At 60.9% G+C, this 21,447-nt stretch carries 19 protein-coding genes; 13 read left to right on the forward strand and 6 right to left on the reverse strand.

All coding sequences use genetic code 11. The features are described from left to right. Positions 1–114 precede the first annotated feature (114 nt). Complete coding sequence (locus DB032_RS23795; protein WP_146176689.1) at positions 115–654, reverse strand: hypothetical protein; 540 nt, start codon at positions 652–654, stop codon at positions 115–117. 807 nt (positions 655–1,461) lie between these two features. On the opposite strand from DB032_RS23795, the gene DB032_RS14630 reads away from it, so the two are divergent. The 8 genes from DB032_RS14630 to DB032_RS14665 all read left to right on the forward strand — a co-directional run bounded on the left by DB032_RS14630 (position 1,462) and on the right by DB032_RS14665 (position 9,031). Then, complete coding sequence (locus DB032_RS14630) at positions 1,462–1,674, forward strand: hypothetical protein (RefSeq protein WP_107800125.1); 213 nt, start codon at positions 1,462–1,464, stop codon at positions 1,672–1,674. 5 nt (positions 1,675–1,679) lie between these two features. Then, positions 1,680–2,507: a formate/nitrite transporter family protein gene (locus DB032_RS14635; RefSeq protein ID WP_158274312.1), complete on the forward strand. Its 828-nt coding sequence runs from the start codon at positions 1,680–1,682 to the stop codon at positions 2,505–2,507. Positions 2,508–2,734: 227 nt separating this feature from the next. Next, positions 2,735–4,993, forward strand: a complete 2,259-nt coding sequence (gene pflB / locus DB032_RS14640) for a formate C-acetyltransferase (protein ID WP_107800127.1) — start codon at positions 2,735–2,737, stop codon at positions 4,991–4,993. A 200-nt stretch (positions 4,994–5,193) separates the two neighbouring features. Next, positions 5,194–5,670 carry a VOC family protein gene (locus DB032_RS14645; RefSeq protein ID WP_233246721.1) on the forward strand — a complete coding sequence of 159 codons (477 nt, stop codon included), beginning with the start codon at positions 5,194–5,196 and terminating at the stop codon, positions 5,668–5,670. Between the two features lie 406 nt (positions 5,671–6,076). Next, positions 6,077–6,730: a hypothetical protein gene (locus DB032_RS14650; RefSeq protein ID WP_107800129.1), complete on the forward strand. Its 654-nt coding sequence runs from the start codon at positions 6,077–6,079 to the stop codon at positions 6,728–6,730. 248 nt (positions 6,731–6,978) lie between these two features. Then, positions 6,979–7,449, forward strand: coding sequence for a VOC family protein (locus DB032_RS24440; protein WP_199225910.1), 471 nt, complete (start codon positions 6,979–6,981; stop codon positions 7,447–7,449). Positions 7,450–7,808: 359 nt separating this feature from the next. After that, positions 7,809–8,159, forward strand: a complete 351-nt coding sequence (locus DB032_RS14660; RefSeq protein ID WP_146176690.1) for a hypothetical protein — start codon at positions 7,809–7,811, stop codon at positions 8,157–8,159. Positions 8,160–8,272: 113 nt separating this feature from the next. Next, entirely contained in the window at positions 8,273–9,031 is a 759-nt protein-coding gene (locus tag DB032_RS14665; protein WP_107800131.1) for an NYN domain-containing protein, read from the forward strand. Positions 9,032–9,176: 145 nt separating this feature from the next. On the opposite strand, the gene DB032_RS14670 is transcribed toward DB032_RS14665, so the two are convergent. Further along, on the reverse strand, positions 9,177–9,617 hold the full coding sequence (locus DB032_RS14670) for a hypothetical protein (RefSeq protein WP_107800132.1): 441 nt from the start codon (positions 9,615–9,617) through the stop codon (positions 9,177–9,179). A gap of 550 nt (positions 9,618–10,167) precedes the next feature. Here DB032_RS14670 and DB032_RS14675 point away from each other — a divergent pair. After that, a complete protein-coding gene (locus DB032_RS14675; RefSeq protein WP_107800133.1) occupies positions 10,168–10,842 on the forward strand; it encodes a M24 family metallopeptidase in 675 nt (224 codons plus the stop codon). A gap of 297 nt (positions 10,843–11,139) precedes the next feature. Here the strand turns inward: DB032_RS14675 and DB032_RS14680 are convergent, their stop codons facing one another. From DB032_RS14680 to lhpI, 3 genes are all read right to left on the reverse strand, one after another. Beyond that, the gene (locus DB032_RS14680) at positions 11,140–12,285 is read right to left on the reverse strand and encodes a branched-chain amino acid ABC transporter substrate-binding protein (RefSeq protein WP_107800134.1); all 1,146 of its coding nucleotides are present in this window, start codon (positions 12,283–12,285) and stop codon (positions 11,140–11,142) included. Positions 12,286–12,365: 80 nt separating this feature from the next. After that, positions 12,366–13,382 (reverse strand): proline racemase family protein, encoded by a 1,017-nt coding sequence (locus DB032_RS14685; protein ID WP_107800135.1) that lies wholly within the window; start codon positions 13,380–13,382, stop codon positions 12,366–12,368. Between the two features lie 86 nt (positions 13,383–13,468). After that, the gene (lhpI, locus tag DB032_RS14690) at positions 13,469–14,380 is read right to left on the reverse strand and encodes a bifunctional Delta(1)-pyrroline-2-carboxylate/Delta(1)-piperideine-2-carboxylate reductase (protein WP_107800136.1); all 912 of its coding nucleotides are present in this window, start codon (positions 14,378–14,380) and stop codon (positions 13,469–13,471) included. A 228-nt stretch (positions 14,381–14,608) separates the two neighbouring features. On the opposite strand from lhpI, the gene DB032_RS14695 reads away from it, so the two are divergent. Continuing rightward, a complete protein-coding gene (locus DB032_RS14695; protein ID WP_107800137.1) occupies positions 14,609–15,337 on the forward strand; it encodes a FadR/GntR family transcriptional regulator in 729 nt (242 codons plus the stop codon). Between the two features lie 141 nt (positions 15,338–15,478). On the opposite strand, the gene DB032_RS14700 is transcribed toward DB032_RS14695, so the two are convergent. Next, the gene (locus DB032_RS14700) at positions 15,479–16,612 is read right to left on the reverse strand and encodes a hypothetical protein (protein WP_107800138.1); all 1,134 of its coding nucleotides are present in this window, start codon (positions 16,610–16,612) and stop codon (positions 15,479–15,481) included. Between the two features lie 450 nt (positions 16,613–17,062). Here DB032_RS14700 and pflA point away from each other — a divergent pair, with 450 nt between their 5' ends. The 3 genes from pflA to pta all read left to right on the forward strand — a co-directional run bounded on the left by pflA (position 17,063) and on the right by pta (position 21,340). Beyond that, entirely contained in the window at positions 17,063–17,854 is a 792-nt protein-coding gene (gene pflA, locus DB032_RS14705; RefSeq protein WP_107800139.1) for a pyruvate formate-lyase-activating protein, read from the forward strand. A 92-nt stretch (positions 17,855–17,946) separates the two neighbouring features. Then, on the forward strand, positions 17,947–19,140 hold the full coding sequence (locus DB032_RS14710) for an acetate/propionate family kinase (protein ID WP_043594375.1): 1,194 nt from the start codon (positions 17,947–17,949) through the stop codon (positions 19,138–19,140). 115 nt (positions 19,141–19,255) lie between these two features. After that, positions 19,256–21,340 carry a phosphate acetyltransferase gene (gene pta, locus DB032_RS14715; RefSeq protein WP_107800140.1) on the forward strand — a complete coding sequence of 695 codons (2,085 nt, stop codon included), beginning with the start codon at positions 19,256–19,258 and terminating at the stop codon, positions 21,338–21,340. Positions 21,341–21,447: the final 107 nt, after the last annotated feature.

The raw sequence follows: 21,447 nt of genomic DNA on the forward strand, positions 1-21,447 counted from the left end.
GGTCAGTAGCTGGAACCGCTGATTAGTGATTCACGGCTTCATTGATGTGCATGGTATAGGCAGTTGTACTGCGAGGGTTACACCTTTCAGAACATCAGTTGATTCTAATCAACTTTATTTTGAAGCAAAACGAACATCCGAACAATTGCTATTTGCTGTAGATGTCTTATCAATATCATGACGATTGCTTTGTTTTGGTTTAAAAAACCACAAAATATCTATGTTTATTGAAAAAATGGCTAGAAAGCGCGCATTTTTTGAGAATCTTCCAATTTTCGGATTACTTTGTTTTCTTGTTGCTTTGCTGATTGTTGCTGAGTGAAATCGAGCGCTTGCTTGAAAAGGCGCATCGACTTTGCGCAATAGTTCGAGGCAGTTGTAGCGGGAAGGAACACGCCAATGGCATGGTTGCCGCTGGCGCGGCGGCACGGGTGCTTGGCTGCGGCGAGTGGTTTGCCCATCCGGTTTTTGCTTGATAACTTGATGAATAAAATGAATTAATTCGGTTTTGACGTCTGGGGGCGGGGATGGGGAGACGGTGCTGGGCGCCGCCGCTTGCGTCAAGACATTTGCTATATCAGCAGAGCCGAGGGCGGCCGGTGGAGTATCATAATATGAAATCTGAGCAGCCAAATCGTTTTCGAAAACGAACAAAAATATTTCAAAACGAACATTATTTGGTTGGTTTCCAACATGTCGCTAGCGTTCAAACGATCGTTTTTCTATTATCCATATGATTTATATGGTGTTTTTGCTTGTTTATTATCGCGCTTGCCATCCGCCTAAGAGCCTGTTCAAAGTCTCTCGAGCAAGAACCAGGCAAGGCCTTGCCGCCGAAGAAGCGGAATGCGCAAGGGGCGCATGGGCGCTCTGAAGCCGGTTTCAAGGCCTCGCTCGGACCATCCCGCTGACGCGCGGCAGGCGGTGAACCGCCTCTTAAGAGCGGCAAACACGCTCAAGTTATGCGGCTGAAGCAAGGCGCGCCAACGCCGGCGCTACGGGAATCGCTCAAGTCGGCGCATGCGGCATCGGGGTTGCTTGGCCGCGCGAGCGGTTCAAGACCGCGCGATTAGGGGCAAGGCCAGGCGCGGCGGTCTCAAGGGCGGAATGTGTCAGGAACGCATGCGCATCCTCGAAACCGCGATTGCTGTGCCGCGTCCCGTCTGGCGCGGCGGCTCTTCAATGGCTAGGCAAGAGGCTGTCAACGTCTCGCGAGCCGGAGCGAGACAGGGCGGAAACCGCTGAGAAAGCGGGATGCGCGCGCGGTGCGTCCGCATTTCGAAGCGGCGCTCGCCGCGCCGCGTCTTGTAAAGCGCGGCAGGCTTTGAACCGGATCTAAGGAGAGCCGGCGGCTGAACCGCGGCGGGGACGGCAAATCCATTGCCGGGCATGTTGTAAAAAGAAAGGCTTGAGCGAAAGCGTGCCAAGGAAAGGCTTGCGTTTGATAGTTATCAAACAACAATGATGCAATACGAACATAAAATTTTCGTGAATCAACAATCAGGGCAAGCGCAGACGCGGGAACCAATCAAGGATGACAGCCAACCAAGCCAATGCCGGAAGCAGGCCGGGCCGGGCAAAATCCGGCAAAACCTGAAAACGGCATCAGCAGTTGATAGGCATTGCATCAAGATGGACCCGCGGCTGGCGGCGTTGCCCAAGCTCGCGAAATGAAAAACATGAATCACGCCTCCACACTCGCCTACGTCGCGGCAGAAGCCGCCGCCAAACAGACCGTGCTGCGTCAGCACCCCGGCCGCTATCTATTGAGCGCCGGCATGGCCGGCGCGCTGATCGCCGTGGTGCTCAGCGTCAGCCTCAAGCTGGGCCAGGTCTTCTTCGCCGTCGGCTCCCCCGGCTACTACATCGCCGTGGCCGGCTTCTTCGGCGTGGCCCTGGTCAGCATCATCGTCTGCAAGCTGGAACTGTTCACCAGCAATGTGATGTACTTCAGCGTGGGCGTGCTCAGCGGCGACTGCCGCGTCTGCAACCTGCTGCGCAGCTGGACCATGGTCTACCTGGGCAATCTGCTGGGCGTGTTGCTGTTTACCGCCGTGTTCGCCGGCGCCGGCGGCATGGGCAGCCTGCCGGCCGACCACCTGCTGTTCAATGTGGCCGCGCACAAAGTGCACGCCGGCGGCTGGGAAATCTTCTGGAAGGGCGCGCTGTGCAACTGGGTGATCTGTCTGGCGGTATGGGTGCCGCTGCGCATGGCCGGCGACGCCGCCAAGATGCTGATGATCCTGCTGCTGGTCTTCGTGTTCTTCTTCTCCGGCTTTGAGCACAGCATCGCCAATATGGCCTTCTTCTCGCTGGCGCTGCTGCACGGCATGCAAGGCCTGGACGCCGCCGCCATCCTGCACAATATGATTCCGGCCACCCTGGGCAATATCGCCGGCGGCGCGCTGGGCGTGGGCCTGGTGGTTTACCTGCTGGAGCGCCACACCCTGCCGGCGCGGCGCGAAGCCGCAAAACCGGCCGCGGCGGCGCTTGGAACGAGTGTTTGATGTTCGTTTTCGAATGTAATGCGCCGGCTACAATGACGGCGTGTTGATGTGGTTTTTCAGGGTATTGAAAATAAAGCGTTTTTTAAGAGATTTTGCCGCCGACTCGGGCGGGGCCGCACGCGCGTTTTAGTCTGCGGCAGTTGATCTTTATCAAACGATTTTTTTCGAAACCGAATGTACAATATGTTCAGTACTCAACATTTACTGATAGTTACTAGGAGGCACACATGGATGCTCTGAATCGTGACGCGACTCAAGCCAACCCCTGGCGCGATTTCACCGGCGGTGAATGGCAAAGCAAGGTGGATGTCCGCAACTTCATCCAGCTGAACTACAAGCCGTTTGAAGGCGACGCCAGCTTCCTGGCGCCCGCTACCGCGCGCACCCAAAAGCTGTGGGACACCCTGAGCGAGTTGCTGAAAGAAGAACGCGCCCGTGGCGTGCTGGACGTAGCCGCTGACCGCGGCAGCTCCATCACCGCGCATGACGCCGGCTACATCGACCAAGCCAGCGAAGTCATCGTCGGCCTGCAAACCGATGCGCCGCTCAAGCGCGCCATCATGCCCAACGGCGGCCTGCGCATGGTTGAGAACGGCCTGGAAGCCTTCGGCTTCAAGCTGGACCCGGTCATCAAGGACGTGTGGACCCACTACCGCAAGAGCCACAACCAGGGCGTGTTCGACACCTACACCCCGGACATCATGGCCGCGCGCAAATCCGGCGTGATCACCGGCCTGCCGGACGCCTACGGCCGCGGCCGCATCATCGGCGACTACCGCCGCGTGGCCCTGTACGGCACCGACTTCCTGCGGGCCGAACGCCAAAAAGTATTCCATGAGCTGGACGACGCCGTTTTCAACGAAGACGTGCTGCGCCTGCGCGAAGAACTGTCCGAACAATTCCGCGCGCTGGACGAACTGAAGCAGATGGCCGCCAAGTACGGCTTCGACATCAGCCGCCCGGCCGTCAACGCCCGCGAAGCGGTGCAGTGGACCTACTTCGCCTACCTGGCCGCCGTGAAAGAACAAAACGGCGCCGCCATGTCCTTCGGCCGCGTCGCCACCTTCCTGGACGTCTACATCGAGCGCGATCTGGCCTCCGGCGCGCTGACTGAAGAACAAGCCCAGGAAATGATCGACGACCTGGTGATCAAGCTGCGCATCGTGCGCTTCCTGCGCACCCCGGAATACGACCAACTGTTCTCCGGCGACCCGACCTGGGTGACCGAATCCATCGGCGGCATGGGCGAAGACGGCCGCACCCTGGTGAGCAAGAGCAGCTTCCGCTTCCTCAACACCCTGTACAACCTGGGCCCGGCGCCGGAACCCAACCTGACCGTGTTGTGGTCCACCCAGCTGCCGCGCGGTTTCAAAGACTTCTGCGCCAAAGTGTCCATCGACACCAGCTCCATCCAGTACGAAAACGACGACCTGATGCGTCCGCACTGGGGCGACGACTACGGCATCGCCTGCTGCGTGTCCGCGATGCGCATCGGCAAGCAAATGCAGTTCTTCGGCGCCCGCGCCAACCTGGCCAAAGCCATGCTCTACGCCATCAACGGCGGCGTGGATGAAAAATCCGGCGTGCAAGTGGCCAAGGGCTTCGAGCCGATCAAGAGCGACGTGCTGACCTACGACGAACTGATGCCCAAGTTCGACCTGCTGATGGACTGGCTGGCCGCCACTTACGTCAAGGCGCTGAACTGCATCCACTACATGCACGACAAATACGCCTACGAACGCATCGAAATGGCGCTGCACGACCGCGACATCCTGCGCACCATGGCTTGCGGCATCGCCGGCCTGTCCGTGGCCGCCGACTCCCTGTCCGCCATCAAGCACGCCAAAGTGCACATCATCCGCAACGAAGCGGGCCTGGCGGTGGACTACAAGATCGAAGGCGACTACCCGGCTTACGGCAACAACGACGACCGCGCCGACAGCATCGCGGTATGGCTGACCGAAACCTTCATGGACAAGATCAAGGCCCAGCCGCACTTCTATCGCAACGCCATGCCGACTCAGTCCGTGCTCACCATCACCTCCAACGTGGTGTACGGCAAGAAAACCGGCAACACCCCGTGCGGCCGCCGCGCCGGCGAACCGTTCGCCCCGGGCGCCAACCCGATGAACGGCCGCGACGTGAAAGGCTTTGTCGCCGCGGGCGCATCGGTAGCCAAGCTGCCGTATGAAGCCGCGCTGGACGGCATCAGCTGGACCGCCTCCGCCACCCCGGACGCATTGGGCCATAGCGAAGAAGAACGCGTTGCCAACCTGGCCAACTGCCTGGACGGCTTCTCCGACGCCGGCGGTTTCCACGTCAACGTCAACGTGTTCAAGCGCGAAACCCTGATGGACGCGATGGAACACCCGGAGCTGTACCCGCAACTGACCATCCGCGTGTCCGGCTATGCGGTGAACTTCGTCAAGCTGACGCGCGAGCAACAGCTGGACGTGATCAACCGCACCTTCCACGGCAGCATGTAAGTCCAACGCCGCTGGCCACCGCGACGGCCAGCCGGCACAGCGCAAAGCCTCCCTTAGGGGAGGCTTTTTTTATGCGCGCGGCGAGATCGCCAAAATTGTCTACCATGACAAATGTATGTTTCGGGCATGCGGCCATTGCTTATTCTTGTGCATGGCAATGGCCTGTCTTTGAGCGATATGAGCCAGCAAAGGGATGGGGAGTGGACAAAAACACCATCTGCCTGTGGTACGACCGCGACGCCGAAGACGCCGCGCGCTTCTACGCCGCCACCTTCCCGGACAGCCACGTCGGCGCGGTGCTGCGAGCGCCCGGCGACTACCCGGCCGGCAAAGAGGGCGATGTGCTCACCGTGGCATTCACCGTGCTGGGCATTCCCTGTCTGGGTATCAACGGCGGCCCAGCCTTCAAACACAGCGAAGCCTTCTCCTTTCAGGTGGCCACCGAAGACCAGGCCGAAACCGACCGCCTGTGGCAAGCCATCGTCGGCAACGGCGGCCAGGCTAGCGCCTGCGGCTGGTGCAAGGATAAGTGGGGCCTGAGCTGGCAAATCACCCCGCGCGTGTTGACCGAGGCGCTGGCCGATCCCGACCGGGCCGCCGCCAAGCGGGTGCTCGACGCGATGATGGAGATGGTGAAGATTGATATTGCCGGGATTGAGAAGGCGAGGAGGGGATAGTTGTTATTTTTCAGGTGGCTGTTGACGGCCAAAAGTGGCTGATTTCGGGCAGCAACACGCCATCGGCTTACCCCTGAGCCCAATGCTTTTCTTGTTTCAATTGCGTAGAACGTGTTTACGCTCTTGCGAGCAAGAGCGAGACAAGGCGAAAACGGCTGAGAAAGCGGAATGTACAAGTGGTACATGAGCATTTCGAAGGCGTACTCATCGTGTAACGCTCCACGCAGCGTAGCAGATCGTAAACAGGTTCTTAGAAGCGTCAGGCGCCTGCTACAGGAAATTTAAAGGGGCCAGATTGCAGTTGCATGTCTTTCGCCGGTCGTTCTTCGAGCAGGACTCACTTCGAATATCCGGCTCGGTCAGTCGAAGCTGGTTATGAAAACCGAGAATAAGCAAGGAGCATGTTGTGGCTATCACCCTCGTTTTGGCTTGCAAACAAAGTGACTTCAACGCACGGCATAGTGGCTCCTGCGAAGGCATTTCCTTTTATTTCTGCATGCGCGCGCTCGACTTGGGTCCGGTGCCGGGACTTGCCGACATGTTGGAACAGCGGAATATCAGTCGGAAGGTTGAGCGCATCATGGCTTTGCAGGACCAGATCTGTGATGGCCTCATGACATCCGGCGCCTATGAAACCGACATTGACAACCAGCCGATCAGCGACCCCAGAGGAGGCAACCTTCCTGGTATTCGCAACCAGGGCAAGGCCATCCAGGCGTTTCATAACCTGTACTCACAGGAGGCGCAGACCCTGGGCTGCAAGTCGATTGGAACCTTGTCTTCCTTCTTCGAGGGAGGCTTCGTCCAGTTGCTGACGCACACCATCGAACTATTGGTGAGCAGCGGGCGCGGCGCGGCCCTGATCGCCATGCAAAGCGCTACGCCCCACTCTGTGGCGCTTGCCTATGACGGTAGCGATCTCTATTTCTTCGATCCCAATTCGGGCGTTCACACATTGACGAACCTCGCCACGGCAGCGACGGAACTGGAGAACCACCTGATGACCTACTATGCCGTCCCCTCCTGCGTTCACGTCAATATGTTCAAGTTGAACCACTGAAACGAACTTCCCAGTGAACGGTTGGGGACAGTTCCATTTGATGGGCAGACTGGCCGCTTGCGGCCCTCCACGAGGGACAGCTAGGGGGCGTAAGAGGCCGCAAGCTAAGCACTTATTCTTTCAGAAAGCGTCACGCCCCAAACCAAGCCCCGGCCAAAGCCGGGGTTCGTTCTTCCTTACTTCTTCTCCATCCGCCGCACTGAGCGGTTTTCCATACTCTTGCGTTTGATCTGTGCCCGCTGCTGGCGATGCCGTTCGTCAACGTCCTCAAACACGTCCACCTTGCGCGCGGCCTGCGTGAGCATGGCTTCCAGAGTGTTGAAGAAGCTAACTCGGTAGCCGCGTTGTTCCGGCTTGCGGAAGTCGATGTCGCGGCTCAGGAGGATTTTTTATGCGCGGCTGTTTTGGATCAATGCCGCAATAAATGCCCATGTGCTATAAAGTGGTCTAATTTATACGTCATTACTTCTGGTCGGGTGGCCGCCGAAGATCAGGCCGAAACCGACCGCCTGTGGCAAGCCATCGTCGGCAACGGCGGCCAGGCCAGCGCCTGCGGCTGGTGCAAGGATAAATGGGGTCTAAGCTGGCAAATCACGCCGCGGGTGTTGACCGAAGCGTTGGCCGATCCGGATCGCGCCGCCGCCAAGCGGGTGTTCGACGCGATGATGGGGATGGTGAAGATTGATATTACGGGGATTGAGAAGGCGAGGAGAGGGTAGTTTGGGATGGGAAGGTTTTATCTTTGCTAGGGGGGTGATGGCAAAGAGGGGGTGTCGATGAAGGACTGTTTTCCGAGTAGATCTAGAAAGTATGCGAACCATAGTTGTTGATTGCCTCACTGTTCAGTCCGAAGCCGACTTTTGGGCGATGTACATGGCATCGGTCCAACCTAGCGGTGCGGACTATTTGGGACGCAACCTCAATGCATTCTGGGGCGGCCTGAATGGCGGCCCTGGATGGCCTGGAGAATGTGAACTTCAATTCATCAACACCAGGCACTTGCAAGCGCTTCGCAGTGGCTGTTTTCTCAAAGAGCTACATGACATTGCAAGCTGGTCGACCATCATAAAGGTCACACTTGATTAATTATCTCTGCCGTATGCAGCAGTTGAGCGAGCTCAAAAGCGCCATCGTAGCGTTCATGCCTGTGGTATCGGAGGTGGCAACGCTTCAAGGGTCGGTCGCCGCATTCCAAGGGTGCCTTGCTGAGATCGACCGTCTTCTTTCTGAGGGGTTTTGCCAGGATGACCTAAACGTCTTGTCGAGAGCCGTCCCGCGGGTATTTTGGCTTCACAAGGAGTGGACGCCAGAGCTTGAACGGATGGTGGATGGTCGCTATCGGGAGCCTTGGTGGTTTGTCGCAGCGGATAAACTGCATCAGCGCGTGCAGGAAGCTGCGGAGGAACTCAAAATTGTTGGCAGGTACTGAACCGGCCAGAAGCGGAACTTCGGCATTCCGTTTTATCCACCACTTGGTGGGTTATTTTTTTTATGACACCATTTGGTGCCGACATCACGTAGGTTCTACTTGAGAGGTTACACGTGAAAAATTTGGACGACCAGAAAAAAATCGCTGTTCTCATTGACTCGGACAACGCGCAACATTCAAAGATCAAGTCGATTCTTGACGAGATATCAAAGCATGGTCACGTCATCACAAAAAGAGCTTACGGCGATTGGTCCAGCGAATATCTTAAGAATTGGAAAACAATCCTTAATGAATTAGCTATTCAACCAATACAACAGTTCGCCTATACAACTGGCAAGAACTCGACTGATTCATCACTAATAATTGACGCAATGGACTTGCTGTACTCCGAAAAATACGATGCATTTGCCATTATTTCCTCGGACAGTGATTTCACAAAGTTGGCATCTCGGTTGCGTGAGTCAGAAATGTACGTATTCGGCGTTGGTGAAAGGAAAACGCCAGTTTCATTTAGAAACTCGTGTGATGATTTTATCTTTTCAGAGAATCTCGGTGAGCCTAGTATTTCGTTCGTACTCAGCGAAAAACCTGGCACTTCGCCCGCCACAAATACCGAAGAGATTCCACAAGACATCGTTGATGCACTTCTATCTGGCTGGCTTCAGTACAAAGAAGATGATGGCGAAGACTGGGTAAATGTGGCGCCAGTGGGAGGTCTGTTAAAAAGACTAAAACCTGATTTCGATCCCCGCACTTACGGGGTAACCAAAATTCCAGAGTTGATTGCGAAGATAGATATCTTCGAAATGACAAAATTCAAAGGCAAGGGCGTCGTAAACATTGTGGCATACCGGCCAAAGAACAGAACCTAACCCGGCCGTCCCTACGCATTGCTCCGACCTCCCCTCACTTCTACGTTAGAGACGTGACCGGCCGCTTCGGGTCGTAAGAGGTCGTAAGCTAACAGAAACCTAACCCCCAAACCAAACCCCGGCCAAAGCCGGGGTTCGTTCTTCCTTACTTCTTCTCTATCTTCCGCACTGCACGGTTTTCCATATTCTTGCGTTTGATCTGCGCCTGTTGCTGGCGGTGCAGTTCGTCAACATGCTCGAACACGTCCACCTTGCGCGCGGCCAGCGTGAGCATGGCTTCCAGATAGTTGAAGAAGCCCACTCGGTAGCCGCGCTGCTCCGGCTTGCGGAAGTCGATGTCGCGGGTGATGCGCGCCAGCAGGCTTTGGCCGCAATAGCCGGGGTTGTCCTTCAGCCATTGGACGAAGTGCGCGCCGCATTCGCGGCCGTAGGCGCAGTCGGCGGCGTAGTCCGGGTGGGCGGCCGGCATCTGCCAGTAATCGGCTTGCGGCCGTCCTGGGCGTCGGGACACGAAGGGGAGCAGGGTTTCGCGCGCTTCCAGCGAGGCTTGGCGATAGCGGCGGCGAGTGGGAAAGGTTTTCGACATGGTGTTTCTCCTGCGCTGACACAAGATAAACCACCTGCCAGGTATTCAGACGGGAGTTGGCAGGCGCGAGGCAGGATTGGCATTTCCGGTAACAACCAACCGGCGAGCGCGGGGCGCTCCCCCACCACGAGCCTGCCGAATTTGGCGCAGCCATGGAGAAATACGGGCCTATGCGGTAACGCATATGTCCGTTGGTTGTTAATTGCGAGATGCCAATCCCGGTGCCGTGAATAACAGCACCCGGCGATTGTTACCGAGTGGGCCGGCAGGGTCAAGCCAGCGGGGACGCGAGAGCAGGGGCTGGCAGGAGGATTTGTCCGTGATTTGAATGTCATGATTCTGCTGCGTTGCGGTATACTTCACTGCCCATTTCATCACTTTATTTTTTGAACGTGTTTACGTTCTCGCGAGCAAGAGCGAGACCAGGCGAAACCGGCTGAGGAAGCGGAATGTACTCGTGGTATATGAGCATTCCAAAGCGGTACTCACCGTGTCACCTCTCATGAAGCGCAGCAGATCGCAAACAGGTTCTTAAGACAGGGCATTTCTCATGACCACAGTCTCTCTCCCACCGGAAGCGGTGGGCAGCGCTTTCTCCCTGGACAAAATGATCGTCGCCCGCGACAAAACCATGGCGGCGGTACGGCGCATCGCCGCGCAGATCCGCCCCGGCATGACCGAACAGCAGGCCAAGGATTTGGCCAAGGCTGAGCTGGAAAGCATGGGCATGGACCGCATCTGGCACGGCATCATCATCCGCTTTGGCCGCAGCACGCTGAAAATCTTCAAGCAGCAGATCGACCCGGACAATGTGCTGCTGGACGACGACATCTTTTTCATTGATCTGGGCATTGTCTGGGATGGCCATGAGGGCGACGCCGGCGATACCTTCGTGGTCGGCGACAACGCGCGCAAGCAGGCCTGTGCGGAGGCGGCGCGCCAGCTGTGGCAGGAGGTGGCGGACAAATGGCGGCGCGATCGCCTGGCCGGCCCAGCCTTGTACCAGTACGCGGCGGAGCGCGCCGAGGCAATGGGCTGGCGGCTGAACCTGGACATCAAGGGCCACCGGGTATCGGACTTTCCGCACGCCATTTACAAGGCCGGCAGCCTGGGCGATTTCGCCCAATGCCCGGACACCGGTTTGTGGATTCTGGAAATCCAGATTGCCGATCCGTCCGGCGAATTTGGCGCTTTCTATGAAGACCTGTTGGTGATCGAGGGCTGATCCGGGGCGGGCGGTGGCGAGCCGCCCGCCCGCTTTGGCGCTTGGCCGGGGTTTGCGTCCGCGACGCGGGCGAATTGAGAACGGCGAACAAAACCCCGCAGAGAATCTGAGGCAAGGCGGTATCGCTGACGCGCAGCAGATTATGAACTGGTTCTTAGAACGTGTTTACGATCTCGCGAGCTAAGGCGAGACAAGGCGAAAACGGCTGAGAAAGCGGAATGTACGCGTGGTACATGAGCATTTCGAAGCGGTTTTCAACGCCGTATCGCCGACGCGCAGCAGATCGTAAACCGGTTCTTACTGCACCACCGACCGCACCTTCCAGGCATTGCCTTCCACCGCGGAGATCGTCACCGGCGCTTGCTTCAGATTGCCCTTGGTGTCGAAGCTGAAGTCGGCGCTGACGCCCTGGTAGCGGGTTTGGGCCAGCAGCGGCAGGTATTTGGCCGGTTCCGGCGAGTTGGCGCGCTTCATGGCGTCGGCCACCATCATGACCGCGTCGTAGAAGTGCGGGGCGAACAGGACGACGTTTTGTTGGTAACTGGCCTGGTAGCGCGCTTGAAATGCCTTGCCTGCCGGCCGCGCTTCCAGCGGCCCGCCGGGTACGGCGGAAATGTGGCCAAGCGCATTGGCGCCGGCCAGTTTGATAAAGGTCTCGGTGCTCAGCATGTCGCCGCCCATCAAGGTGGCGCTCATGCCCAGGCGCTTCATCTGGCGCGCCATCGGCGCGGCTTGGGCGTCCGCGCCGCCGTAGAACACGATGTCCGGTTTCTGCGCCTTCAGCGCGGTCAGGATGGCGCTGAAATCGGCGGCCTTGTCATGGGTGTACTCACGCTTGATCGGCGGCTTGCCCAGGCCGGTGATGGATTGGATGAATTCGTCGGCAATGCCCTGGCCGTAAGCGGTGCGATCGTCGATGACCGCGATGCGCTGCGCCTTGAGCTGCTGTACCGCGTAGCGGCCCAGCGCGCCGCCCACCTGGCTGTCGCTGCCCACCAGACGGAAGGCGGTTTTGTAGCCGGCGGCGGTATAGGCGGGGTTGGTGGAGACCGAGAGTTGCGGGACGCCGGCCTTGGCGTAGATGCGCGAGGCGGGAATGGTGACGCCGGAGTTGAAGTGGCCGATCACCGCTTTGACGCCGGCATCCATCAGGCGTTGAGCGGCTTGCGTGCCGGCCCGCGGGTCCGCCTGGTCGTCTTCGGACCGCAGTTCGAACTTCACTTTTTGGCCGCCGAGGGTGATGGGCTTGGCGTTCAGCTCGTTGATCGCCAGCCTGGCTCCGTTCTCATTGTCCTTGCCGTAGTGGGATTGCGGGCCGGACAAGGGCGAGGAGAAGCCTATTTTCACCACGGTGTCGGCATGGGCGGGGCTGAGGGCGAAGAGGGTGATCGTGCCGCCAAGAGCCAATAGGGCGATCAGGCTGCGAGGATGCTGCTGTTTCATGCGTGTCTCCTTTGCGCTGCTCTGTTTTGATGGCTGGCCGCGCCATCGCCTTGCGCGGCTGGGGGCCGCCACGCAAGCGTTCAATGCAGTAGAAAGCCCCGGCCAATCAAATCGTCAGGCTCCAATGACCAACTGGCTTTGCCGCTGTAGTGGGCGCGCCCGGCCACGCGCACCGTCACCGCGTCATGGCCCGGCAACTGGGCTTGGCGGATCACTGCGCCGCTGAACAGCGCTCCGGTCAGGCTTTGGAATTCGCAGGTTTCACCAGGCGCGACCAGCCCCTTGGCGTGTCGGATGGCCATGCGCGCGGTGACGCCGGAGCCGGTGGGGCTGCGGTCGACTTCGGCGTCGGCAAAGACGCAGACATTGCGGCTGCCGCCATCGGCGGCCCGGTCGCGGCCATCGGTGAGGATGCTGCCGTACAAGAAGCTCAGGTCGTCGGCAATGGGGTGGCGCACCGCGATGGCGTCGCGCACCGCCTGGGTGAGGGCGGAGGCGGCGTCCACCAGTTCGCGCAGGCGGCCATCCAGCGACACGCCCAGTTTTTCAGCGGCGACGACTGCGTAGAAGGCGCCGCCGTAGCCGATATCCACGACCACTTCGCCGATGCCCGGCACGGTGACGGGCAGGTCCAGGGCAAAGGCGAAGGCGGGCACGCTCTCGAATTGCACGGCGCCGGCCTTGCCGTTCTGGATTTCCACCAAGGCTTCCACCAGGCCGCATGGGCATTCGATGCCCACCCGCGTCAGCGGCGCCACGGCGGGCACTTTGCCGCTGTCCACCGCAAAGCGGGCCAGGGCGATCACGGCATGCCCGCACATGGTGCTATAGCCTTCATTGTGGGTGAACAGCACGGCGAGGTCCGCGTTTGGCATGGAGGGCTGCACCAGCACCGCGCCATACATATCGTAATGGCCGCGTGGTTCATGCATGAGCAGGCGGCGCACGGGGTCCAGGCGCTCGCTCATGAAACGGCGTTTGGCCAGGATGTCCGCTCCTTGAATTCTGTCGCCAAGGTTGAGCACGATGCGCACCGGCTCGCCGCCGGTGTGCATTTCCACGGTCTCGATGACAAAATCCGCAGGCAATGGATCCATGTGTTCTCTCCTCCTATTTATCACCCTATTTATCACCGGGTGCGTTGGCGCACCGTTCGTTTGGCTAACTGGACGTTGCCGCCCGGCTAACCGGCCTTCCAATGCGCCAGCGCGCAGCGCGCCGCCGCCAAATCCCAGGCCGCGGTGCCCACGCTCTTGAACAGGCGCGGGCGCTTGGCGTCGTAGCGTCCTGCTATCGCCTCAGCCAAGGGCCGCACGGTGTTCCAGTCCACGCCCGCCTGGATCAGGTCTCCGGCTTCATGCCGCGCTCCGACAGGGTCGTCAGAGAACAGCTGGCTGCCGGCGATGGCGGCCGGCCCGATTTCGGCCATGTCCGGACGAAACGCTCCCACTCCCACCAATAGCCGGTTGCTGCGGGCGTCCTCGTGGTAGATCGGCGCTTTGCTGGTGGTCAGTGTGATGACCACGCCGACATCGTCCGCTACGCGGCCGCGGCATGGCCGTAGCGCTAAGGGAAGGGGGGCGTGCCGGCGGCAGAATTCGGCGCTGTCCGCCATTTCCCGGCCATGCACATCCACGCGGATGTCCGGGAACAGGGCGGCAATGGCTTCCAGATGGCCGGAGGCCTGCTTGCCGGTGCCTATCAGCGCGATGGCGGCCGGCCTGCCGGCGTACAGGCTGTTGATCGCCAACATGGAAATGGCGGCGGTGCGCTGGGCGGTCACCGTGGGGCCGTCAAGAATCAGCAGCGGCTGGCCGGTGAGGGCGTCGTACACGCTGACGATGCCATGGATGGTGGGGAGGCCCTGCTTGAGGTTGTCCGGGCACACGTTGACCAGTTTGTGAATGCCGATATCGCTGGCGCTGGCCGGCATGGACAGCAGCACGGCGTCGCCCCGCAAAGGCAGCACCTGCCGCTCCGGGCTGACGATCCGCCCTGCCGTGTATTCGGCGGCGGCAAGGGACAGGGCCTGACAAAGATCGGCAATCGGCAACAAGCTCTTGGTTGCGGAGGCGGGCAGTACGGGGATGGACATGGTGCTCCCTCATCGATAAGTGGCAAAATTCAGACCAAATCCGCGGTTTACCCTTGGGGTTTTTGCCGGAATCCATAAAACTGGTCTTAAAATTACCTTGTTATATCGTTAACTTGTTTTGTAAGTTACCAATTTGGAGGTGGCGTCACAAGGGCTTCTGCTGCTGCGGCGGGGGCATGGTCGCAATTGTCACCAATTCACAACAAATTGGTTTTTGGGGTAACCAGAATGGATGCCAGTACTCTGGAACAGAGCCACTTTCAGCCGCTTCCCATCTATGAGCAGCTTGCTGAACAGATCCGCAACGGCATTGTTGGAGGGGAGTTTCCTCCTGAATCGCGGCTGCCCTCGGAAAGAGAGCTCGCCGCCCGTTACCGCGTGAGCCGGCCTGCCGTACGGGAGGCCATTGGCGCTTTGCAGAATCAGCAACTGGTGATGACGCGTCGTGGATCGGGCACCTATGTCTGCCCGGATGCCTTGCAACGGCTGCGGCAAGCCGTGCCCGCAAACGAGCGCGGGCAGGCGGACGACAGTCCGATATCGACGCTGGAAGTTAGGCTGATACTAGAGCCGGCCATTGCCCGCATGGCGGCCAGAAAAGGCCAGCGCGATGAAAGGGCGGAGTATTACCTGGCGCAAATGAAGGGGGTCAAAAACATAGACATTCCGGCGCAGCAAGTGCTCTGGAGCGAAAGCGACCGCTTGTTCCACCGGCAACTGGCGGTGATGACCGGCGATGCGCTGATGGTGCGCATCGCGGATGAGGTGGCCAAAGCCATGGCGCAGCCTCTCTGGCAGCGCTTGCGCGACGATGGCATCTATGACGAGGAGCGTATTGGCTTGTACGTTGCGGAACATCAGCTGATTTACGAATCCATCATCATCGGCGATGAGGATGCCGCGGCCTTTTACGTTGAGCAGCATTTGCGACGGGTAAGGCGGGATATCTCCGGCTAAGCCGCCAGCGCATGGATCCGCATGGCTGAACGGCTCCGGCCCCGCAGGCGCGCCCGTCACTGGACAGGGCTGTTTGCGGGGCCGGAGCCGTTCATGTGTATCCTGCCGTCAAGGCCTCGCCAGACCGGGCATGGCCAGGCGCTATTCCTCCCGGTGCGCTCCCGGATAGCGCACTTCTCCCTCCGGTATGCCGCAGCCCCACAGCGAGTAGGGGTCGGCCATTTCATTGACGCCTTCGCCGTAACGATTCTCCGCCGGGCGCAGATGCGCCAGGCAGCAGGCGCCCAGTTCGGTGGCGTAGAGCCCGTGCACTGTGCTGAGCACGCGGTGGCTCATGCTGTGCTGCGAGGGGAAGGCGATGGTTTGTTGCGCTTCCACGCGGCTGTAGTCCGCGCTCATCTTCACTTGCACCACGCCGTTGAGGGCGTTGGCGCAGGCCATGGACGAGGCCAGCAGATACAGCCGCGGCTCCGGGCCGGCGACGGGCGGAAAGCCCAGGTGGATGAAGCCGGCGCCGGCGGCCGGGGCGGTGGTGAGCTGGAACCAGTCGATGTCGCCGCCGGCCAGCGCGCGGCCGAAGCCGCCGTTGCCGCCGGAGGCGTTGCCCAGTAGCGCGAACCACAGATTGCCGTCCGGCCCCGGCACCATGCCCACCGGGGTGTTGCCGTGTTCGGCGGGGATTTCAATGGCGGCCGGCGCGTCGCCGTTGGCCGGGATGCGGTAGAGCTGGCTGGATTGGTCCAGGGCGGCGTACACGTCGCCGCTGTCCGGGTGGAGCTGGACGAAGATGGGCCGCGGGGGGCAGGGATAGAGGGTGGCGTCCGCGGGCATGAGGCTGTTGATGCGCACGATGTGATGGCTGTCCTTGCAGGAGGTCCACAGGATGTCGCCGTCTTCCGCCACCACGTGCGGGCCGCGCGCCGGCGGCGGCAGCGGCACCCGCTTGAGGATTTTTGGCTGCGTGGTGAGGTCAGACGCTATCGGGTCTATCAGCAGCAGCTCGGACTGGAATTGCAGCGTCACCCACAGGCAGCCGGGGTGGGTTTTGGAAACGGTCAGCCCGTGCAGGCCGGAAAACGGATTGTCGATGACGTGGGACACGGCGGCGCGCGGCTGGCCGCTGTGCGGGTCCACGCGCATTTTGACCAGGGCGCCGGACGGCTGTTGGGAGATCAGCAGCAGGTCCGCTCCGATGGCGGCCACTTCATGGGTTTGGCTGGAGGCGGGCAGCGGATATTCGATCACGCTTTTGAGGGCGAGGCGCAGTGCGTTCATGGCGGTTTACCGAAGGTGTGGAATCCCTTTGGCATAATAGGTGGCGGTCATGACGTTTGCAAAAATGGGGCTTGCCTTGATCCAGCTCAGCCGCGGTCCGGCGCTTGCGGGGCCGGGTTTATGCCCCCGGCGTGTGATGACGATGTTCGTGAACGAGCGGAAATATTGCAGTGCAAGGTAAAACTAACGACTGTTTTAACTAGAACTCCACGTAAATCAAGGGTTTGCCGGGTGGGGGGTGTGGGAGGATGTGGCGTGCGCACATCACAATGTACGCTTTTGACCTGTATCAAACACATATTTTCGTTTTAGAATATAAAATGTGTTCGTAAAATAACATTTGTGTTCGGCTCTGGCGTTTTGGGCTCGCCCCCGTTCGGAACCGCGCACTATGCTTTAAAAGGCGGCCTGTTAAGGGCCGGCCTCTGTCGGCCATAGGAGCACAAACGCATGCCAGATACCCAAACCGCCGTGGACACGGTCCCGCAAGAACACGCCATGTCTCCCGAATCCGTGGTGGGTTACCTGCACTCCACGGAGAGCGGGGCCGGGGTGGATGGGCCTGGCATGCGCTTTGTCTTCTTCACCTCGGGCTGTCAGTTCCGCTGCCTATACTGCCATAACCCGGATACCTGGAAGCTGCACAACGGCCGCCAGGCCACGGTGGAGCAGGCGATGGCGGAGCTGGAGCCGTACGCGCGCTTTTTGAAGTTCGCCGGCGGCGTGACGGTGTCCGGCGGCGAGCCGCTGATGCAGGACGGTTTCGTGGGCGCGCTGTTCCGCGAGGCCAAGCGCCGCTTCGGCCTGCACACGGCGCTGGATACCCAGGGCTTTTTGCACGAGCGGGTGAGCGACGAGTGGTTCGACGCGGTGGACCTGGTGATGCTGGACATCAAGCATTCGGACCCGGAGCGCTATCACGCGCTGACCGGCCAGCCCTTGCAGCCGACGCTGGACTTTGCCCGCCGGCTGCAACGCCTGGGCAAGAAAATGTGGGTGCGTTACGTGCTGGTGCCGGGTTTGACCGACGGCGACGAGGACATCAGCAGGCTGGCGGATTTCGTCGCCGGCCTGGGTAGTGTGGTGGAGCGGGTGGAGGTGTTGCCCTTCCATCAGTTGGGCATGGACAAGTGGCAGAAGCTGGGCATGGAATACCAGTTGGCGGATACGCCGATTCCCACGCCGGAGCAAGTCAAACGTGCCCGCGAGTTGTTTTCCTGTAAAGGCTTGAAGGTGACTTGAACGCCTTCCGGCCGGTGGTTTTTGGCTGGCAGCGTCGCCCGGAGCGGCGCTGCTTGTTTATCGAATTATCTATCATGAATCGCTGATATATTATGACGACATCTTCTGAAATTCTGGTGATCAACTGCGGCAGTTCCTCGCTGAAATTCGCGCTGCTGCCCAAGGGCTCCAGCGAGCCGCTGCTGTCCGGTCTGGCCGAGTGCCTGGGCCTGGCGGATTCGCGCATCATTTTCAAAACCGCGGAAGGCAAGAAGACGGAGTCGCTGAACGGCGGCAGCCACGCCGAGGCGATGGAAGCGCTGACCCGTTTCATGGGCGAGCATGAGTGGCTGGACAGCGTGGTCGCCATCGGCCACCGCATCGTTCACGGCGGCGAGCGCTTCCAGGCGTCCGCGCTGATCACCGACGAAGTGCTGGCCGGCATCGAAGAATGCTGCGCGCTGGCGCCGCTGCACAACCCGGGCCACTTGGTGGGCATCCGCGCCGCGCAGAAAGCCTTCCCCAAGCTGCCGCAGGTGGTGGTGTTCGACACCGCTTTCCATCAGACCATGCCCAAGCCGGCCTATATGTACGCCGTGCCGCAGCGCTTCTACAAAGAATACGGCGTGCGCCGCTACGGCATGCACGGCACCAGCCACCGCTTCATCGCCGGCGAAACCGTGGCCGAGCTGAAGCTGGACCCGGCTAATCACGGCATCCTGATCGCCCACCTGGGCAACGGCGCGTCCGCTTCCGCAGTGAAGAACGGCAAGTGCATGGACACCACCATGGGCATGACCCCGCTGGAAGGCCTGATCATGGGCACCCGTTCCGGCGATATCGACCCGGCCGCGGTGACTTTCATCGCCCGCAAGGAAGGCCTGGATCTGGACGGCATCGACAATCTGCTGAACAAGCAGAGCGGCCTGCTGGGCATTTCCGGCGTGTCCAGCGACTGTCGCGCTCTGGAAGAAGCGGCGGCGGAAGGCAATGTGGACGCGCAACTGGCGCTGGACATGTTCGCCCACCGTCTGGCCCGCCTGCTGGGCGGCCTGGCCACTTCGCTGGACCGCATCGACGCGCTGGTGTTCACCGGCGGCATCGGCGAGAACTCCAGCCTGCTGCGCGAGAAGACCCTGAACCACATGAAGGTGCTGGGCTTCGCCGTGGACGCGGCCGCCAACGAGCGCGCCGTGCGCGGCAACACCGGCGTGATCAGCCAGCCGGGCAGCACCACCGCGCTGGTGATGGCCACCAACGAAGAGTGGATGATCGCCAAGGATACCGCCGACCTGGCCGGTATCTGATAGGACTTCGCGGCGCAAGCCGCGTCCGTATCGCGCGGCCGGCGCTCCGTCGGCCGCCGCCTGATTCTGAACGCCGGGCCGCTTTGCGGCGGCGCGCGCGTCGAAAGTAAAACTCATGACATCGCAACAACCGAAACGAGTGTTTTTCCTGGCGTCCTATGGTTCGGACGCTGGGCTGACCTCCATGACCCTGGGCCTGGTGCACGCGCTGGAGCGCGACGGCATCAAGGTGGGCTTCGTCAAGCCCATCGCGCAGCCCGCCAGCGTGGGCGCAGAGCTGTCCAGCCACTTCGCCCGTCAGCTGTGCAATATCGACGCGCCGGCGTCCATCCCGTTTGCCCGCGCTCAAGCCATGCTGCGCGAAGGCGAGCTGGCCACCTTGATGGAAGACGTGGTGCGCCTGGCGGAACAGGCGCGGGACAATCACGATGTGCTGATTGTTGAAGGCCTGGTGCCGGACAGCGACGCGCAAACCGCCATCCGCCTGAACGCGGAAATGGCCGGCAGCCTGTCCGCGGAACTGCTGCTGGTGCTGTCCGGCGCCGGCCGCGGCGCGCGCGACATCGCCGAATGCGTGCAGCTGGTGCAGCGCCAGTTCGGCGCCGACGGCAACGGCAAACTGGCCGGTCTGCTGCTGAACCGCGGCGCGGAGTGCGGCAATCTGGCCGGCCTGCGCGCGGAGCTGGCGGAGCAGGGCTGCGCCACGCCGCTGCTAGGCTGCGTGCCTTACGACGCCAAACTGGACGCGCCGCGCGTGCTGGACGTGGTCAGCGCGCTGGGTTTGAAGATTGAACACGCCGGCCAGATCGAGCAAGCGCGCATGCGCGAAACCGTGGTGGCGGCCCGCACCGTGGAGAAAATGGCCGAACGCCTGCTGCCGGGCACCCTGGTGGTGACGCCGGGCGACCGCAGCGACGTGGTGTTGGCCACCTCGCTGGCCATGCTGCGCGGCGTGCCGCTGGCCGGCCTGCTGCTGACCTGCGGCGAACCGGTGTCCGGCAGCATCCTGCCGCTGATCCAGTCCGCGCGCCAAGCCGGCCTGACCATTCTGTCCACCGAGCGCGACACCTATGAGACCAGCACCATGCTGGCCAATCTGGACCGTCACGTGGCGATGGAAGACGCCGAGCGCATGCAGGCGATGATCGACTTCGTGGCCGAGCGCATCGACACCGCGGTGCTGGTGCAGAAGATCGGCGAGCCGCGCGAAGTGCGCCTGCCGCCGCCGGCCTTCCGCCATCGTCTGATCGAGAGCGCGCGCCGCTCGCAAAAGCGCATCGTGCTGCCGGAAGGCGACGAGCCGCGCACCATCCAGGCCGCCGCCATCTGCCACGAGAAGGGTATCGCCCGCTGCGTGCTGATCGGCGAACCGGAGCGCATCCGCCAAGTGGCGGAAGCCCAGGGCGTGACCCTGCCGGCCGATATTGAAATCCTGGCCCCGAAAGAGGCCGCCGGCCGCTATGTGGCGCCGATGATGGAAATGCGCAAGAGCAAGGGCCTGACCGCGCCGCAGGCGGCGGAGCAGCTGGAGGACAGCGTGGTGATCGGCACCATGATGCTGGCCCTGAACGAGGTGGACGGCCTGGTCTCCGGCGCGGTGCACACCACCGCCAACACCATCCGTCCGGCGCTGCAGCTGATCAAGACCGCGCCGGGCGCGAGCATCGTGTCCAGCATCTTCTTCATGCTGATGCCGGATCAGGTGCTGGTGTACGGCGACTGCGCGGTGAACCCGGACCCGAACGCGGAGCAGCTGGCCGACATCGCCATCCAGTCCGCGGATTCCGCCAGCGCCTTCGGCCTGAGCCCGCGCGTGGCGATGATCTCTTACTCCACCGGCACTTCCGGCAGCGGTTCGGACGTGGAGAAAGTGCGCGAAGCCACCCGCATCGCCAAGGAAAAGCGCCCGGATCTGATGATTGACGGCCCGATGCAGTACGACGCCGCCAGCGTGGAATCCGTAGGCCGCCAAAAGGCGCCGGACAGTGAAGTGGCCGGCCGAGCCAATGTCTTCGTGTTCCCGGACCTGAACACCGGCAACACCACTTACAAGGCGGTGCAGCGCTCCGCCGGCGTGGTGTCGGTGGGTCCGATGCTGCAAGGCCTGCGCAAGCCGGTCAACGATCTGTCGCGCGGCGCGCTGGTGGACGACATCGTCTACACCATAGCCCTGACCGCGATCCAGGCGGACGCGCAGTAAGCGGCGAGAGCGCTTGATCTGAAAACAGCCCCCGGTGCGAAAGCGCCGGGGGCTGTTTTGTTTGAGGCTTGGCGAGAGTGAGCGGGCTTTGCCCGGCGTTGCCGTTT

It is taken from the genome of Chromobacterium sp. Panama (assembly GCF_003052555.1).
Taxonomy (GTDB): domain Bacteria; phylum Pseudomonadota; class Gammaproteobacteria; order Burkholderiales; family Chromobacteriaceae; genus Chromobacterium.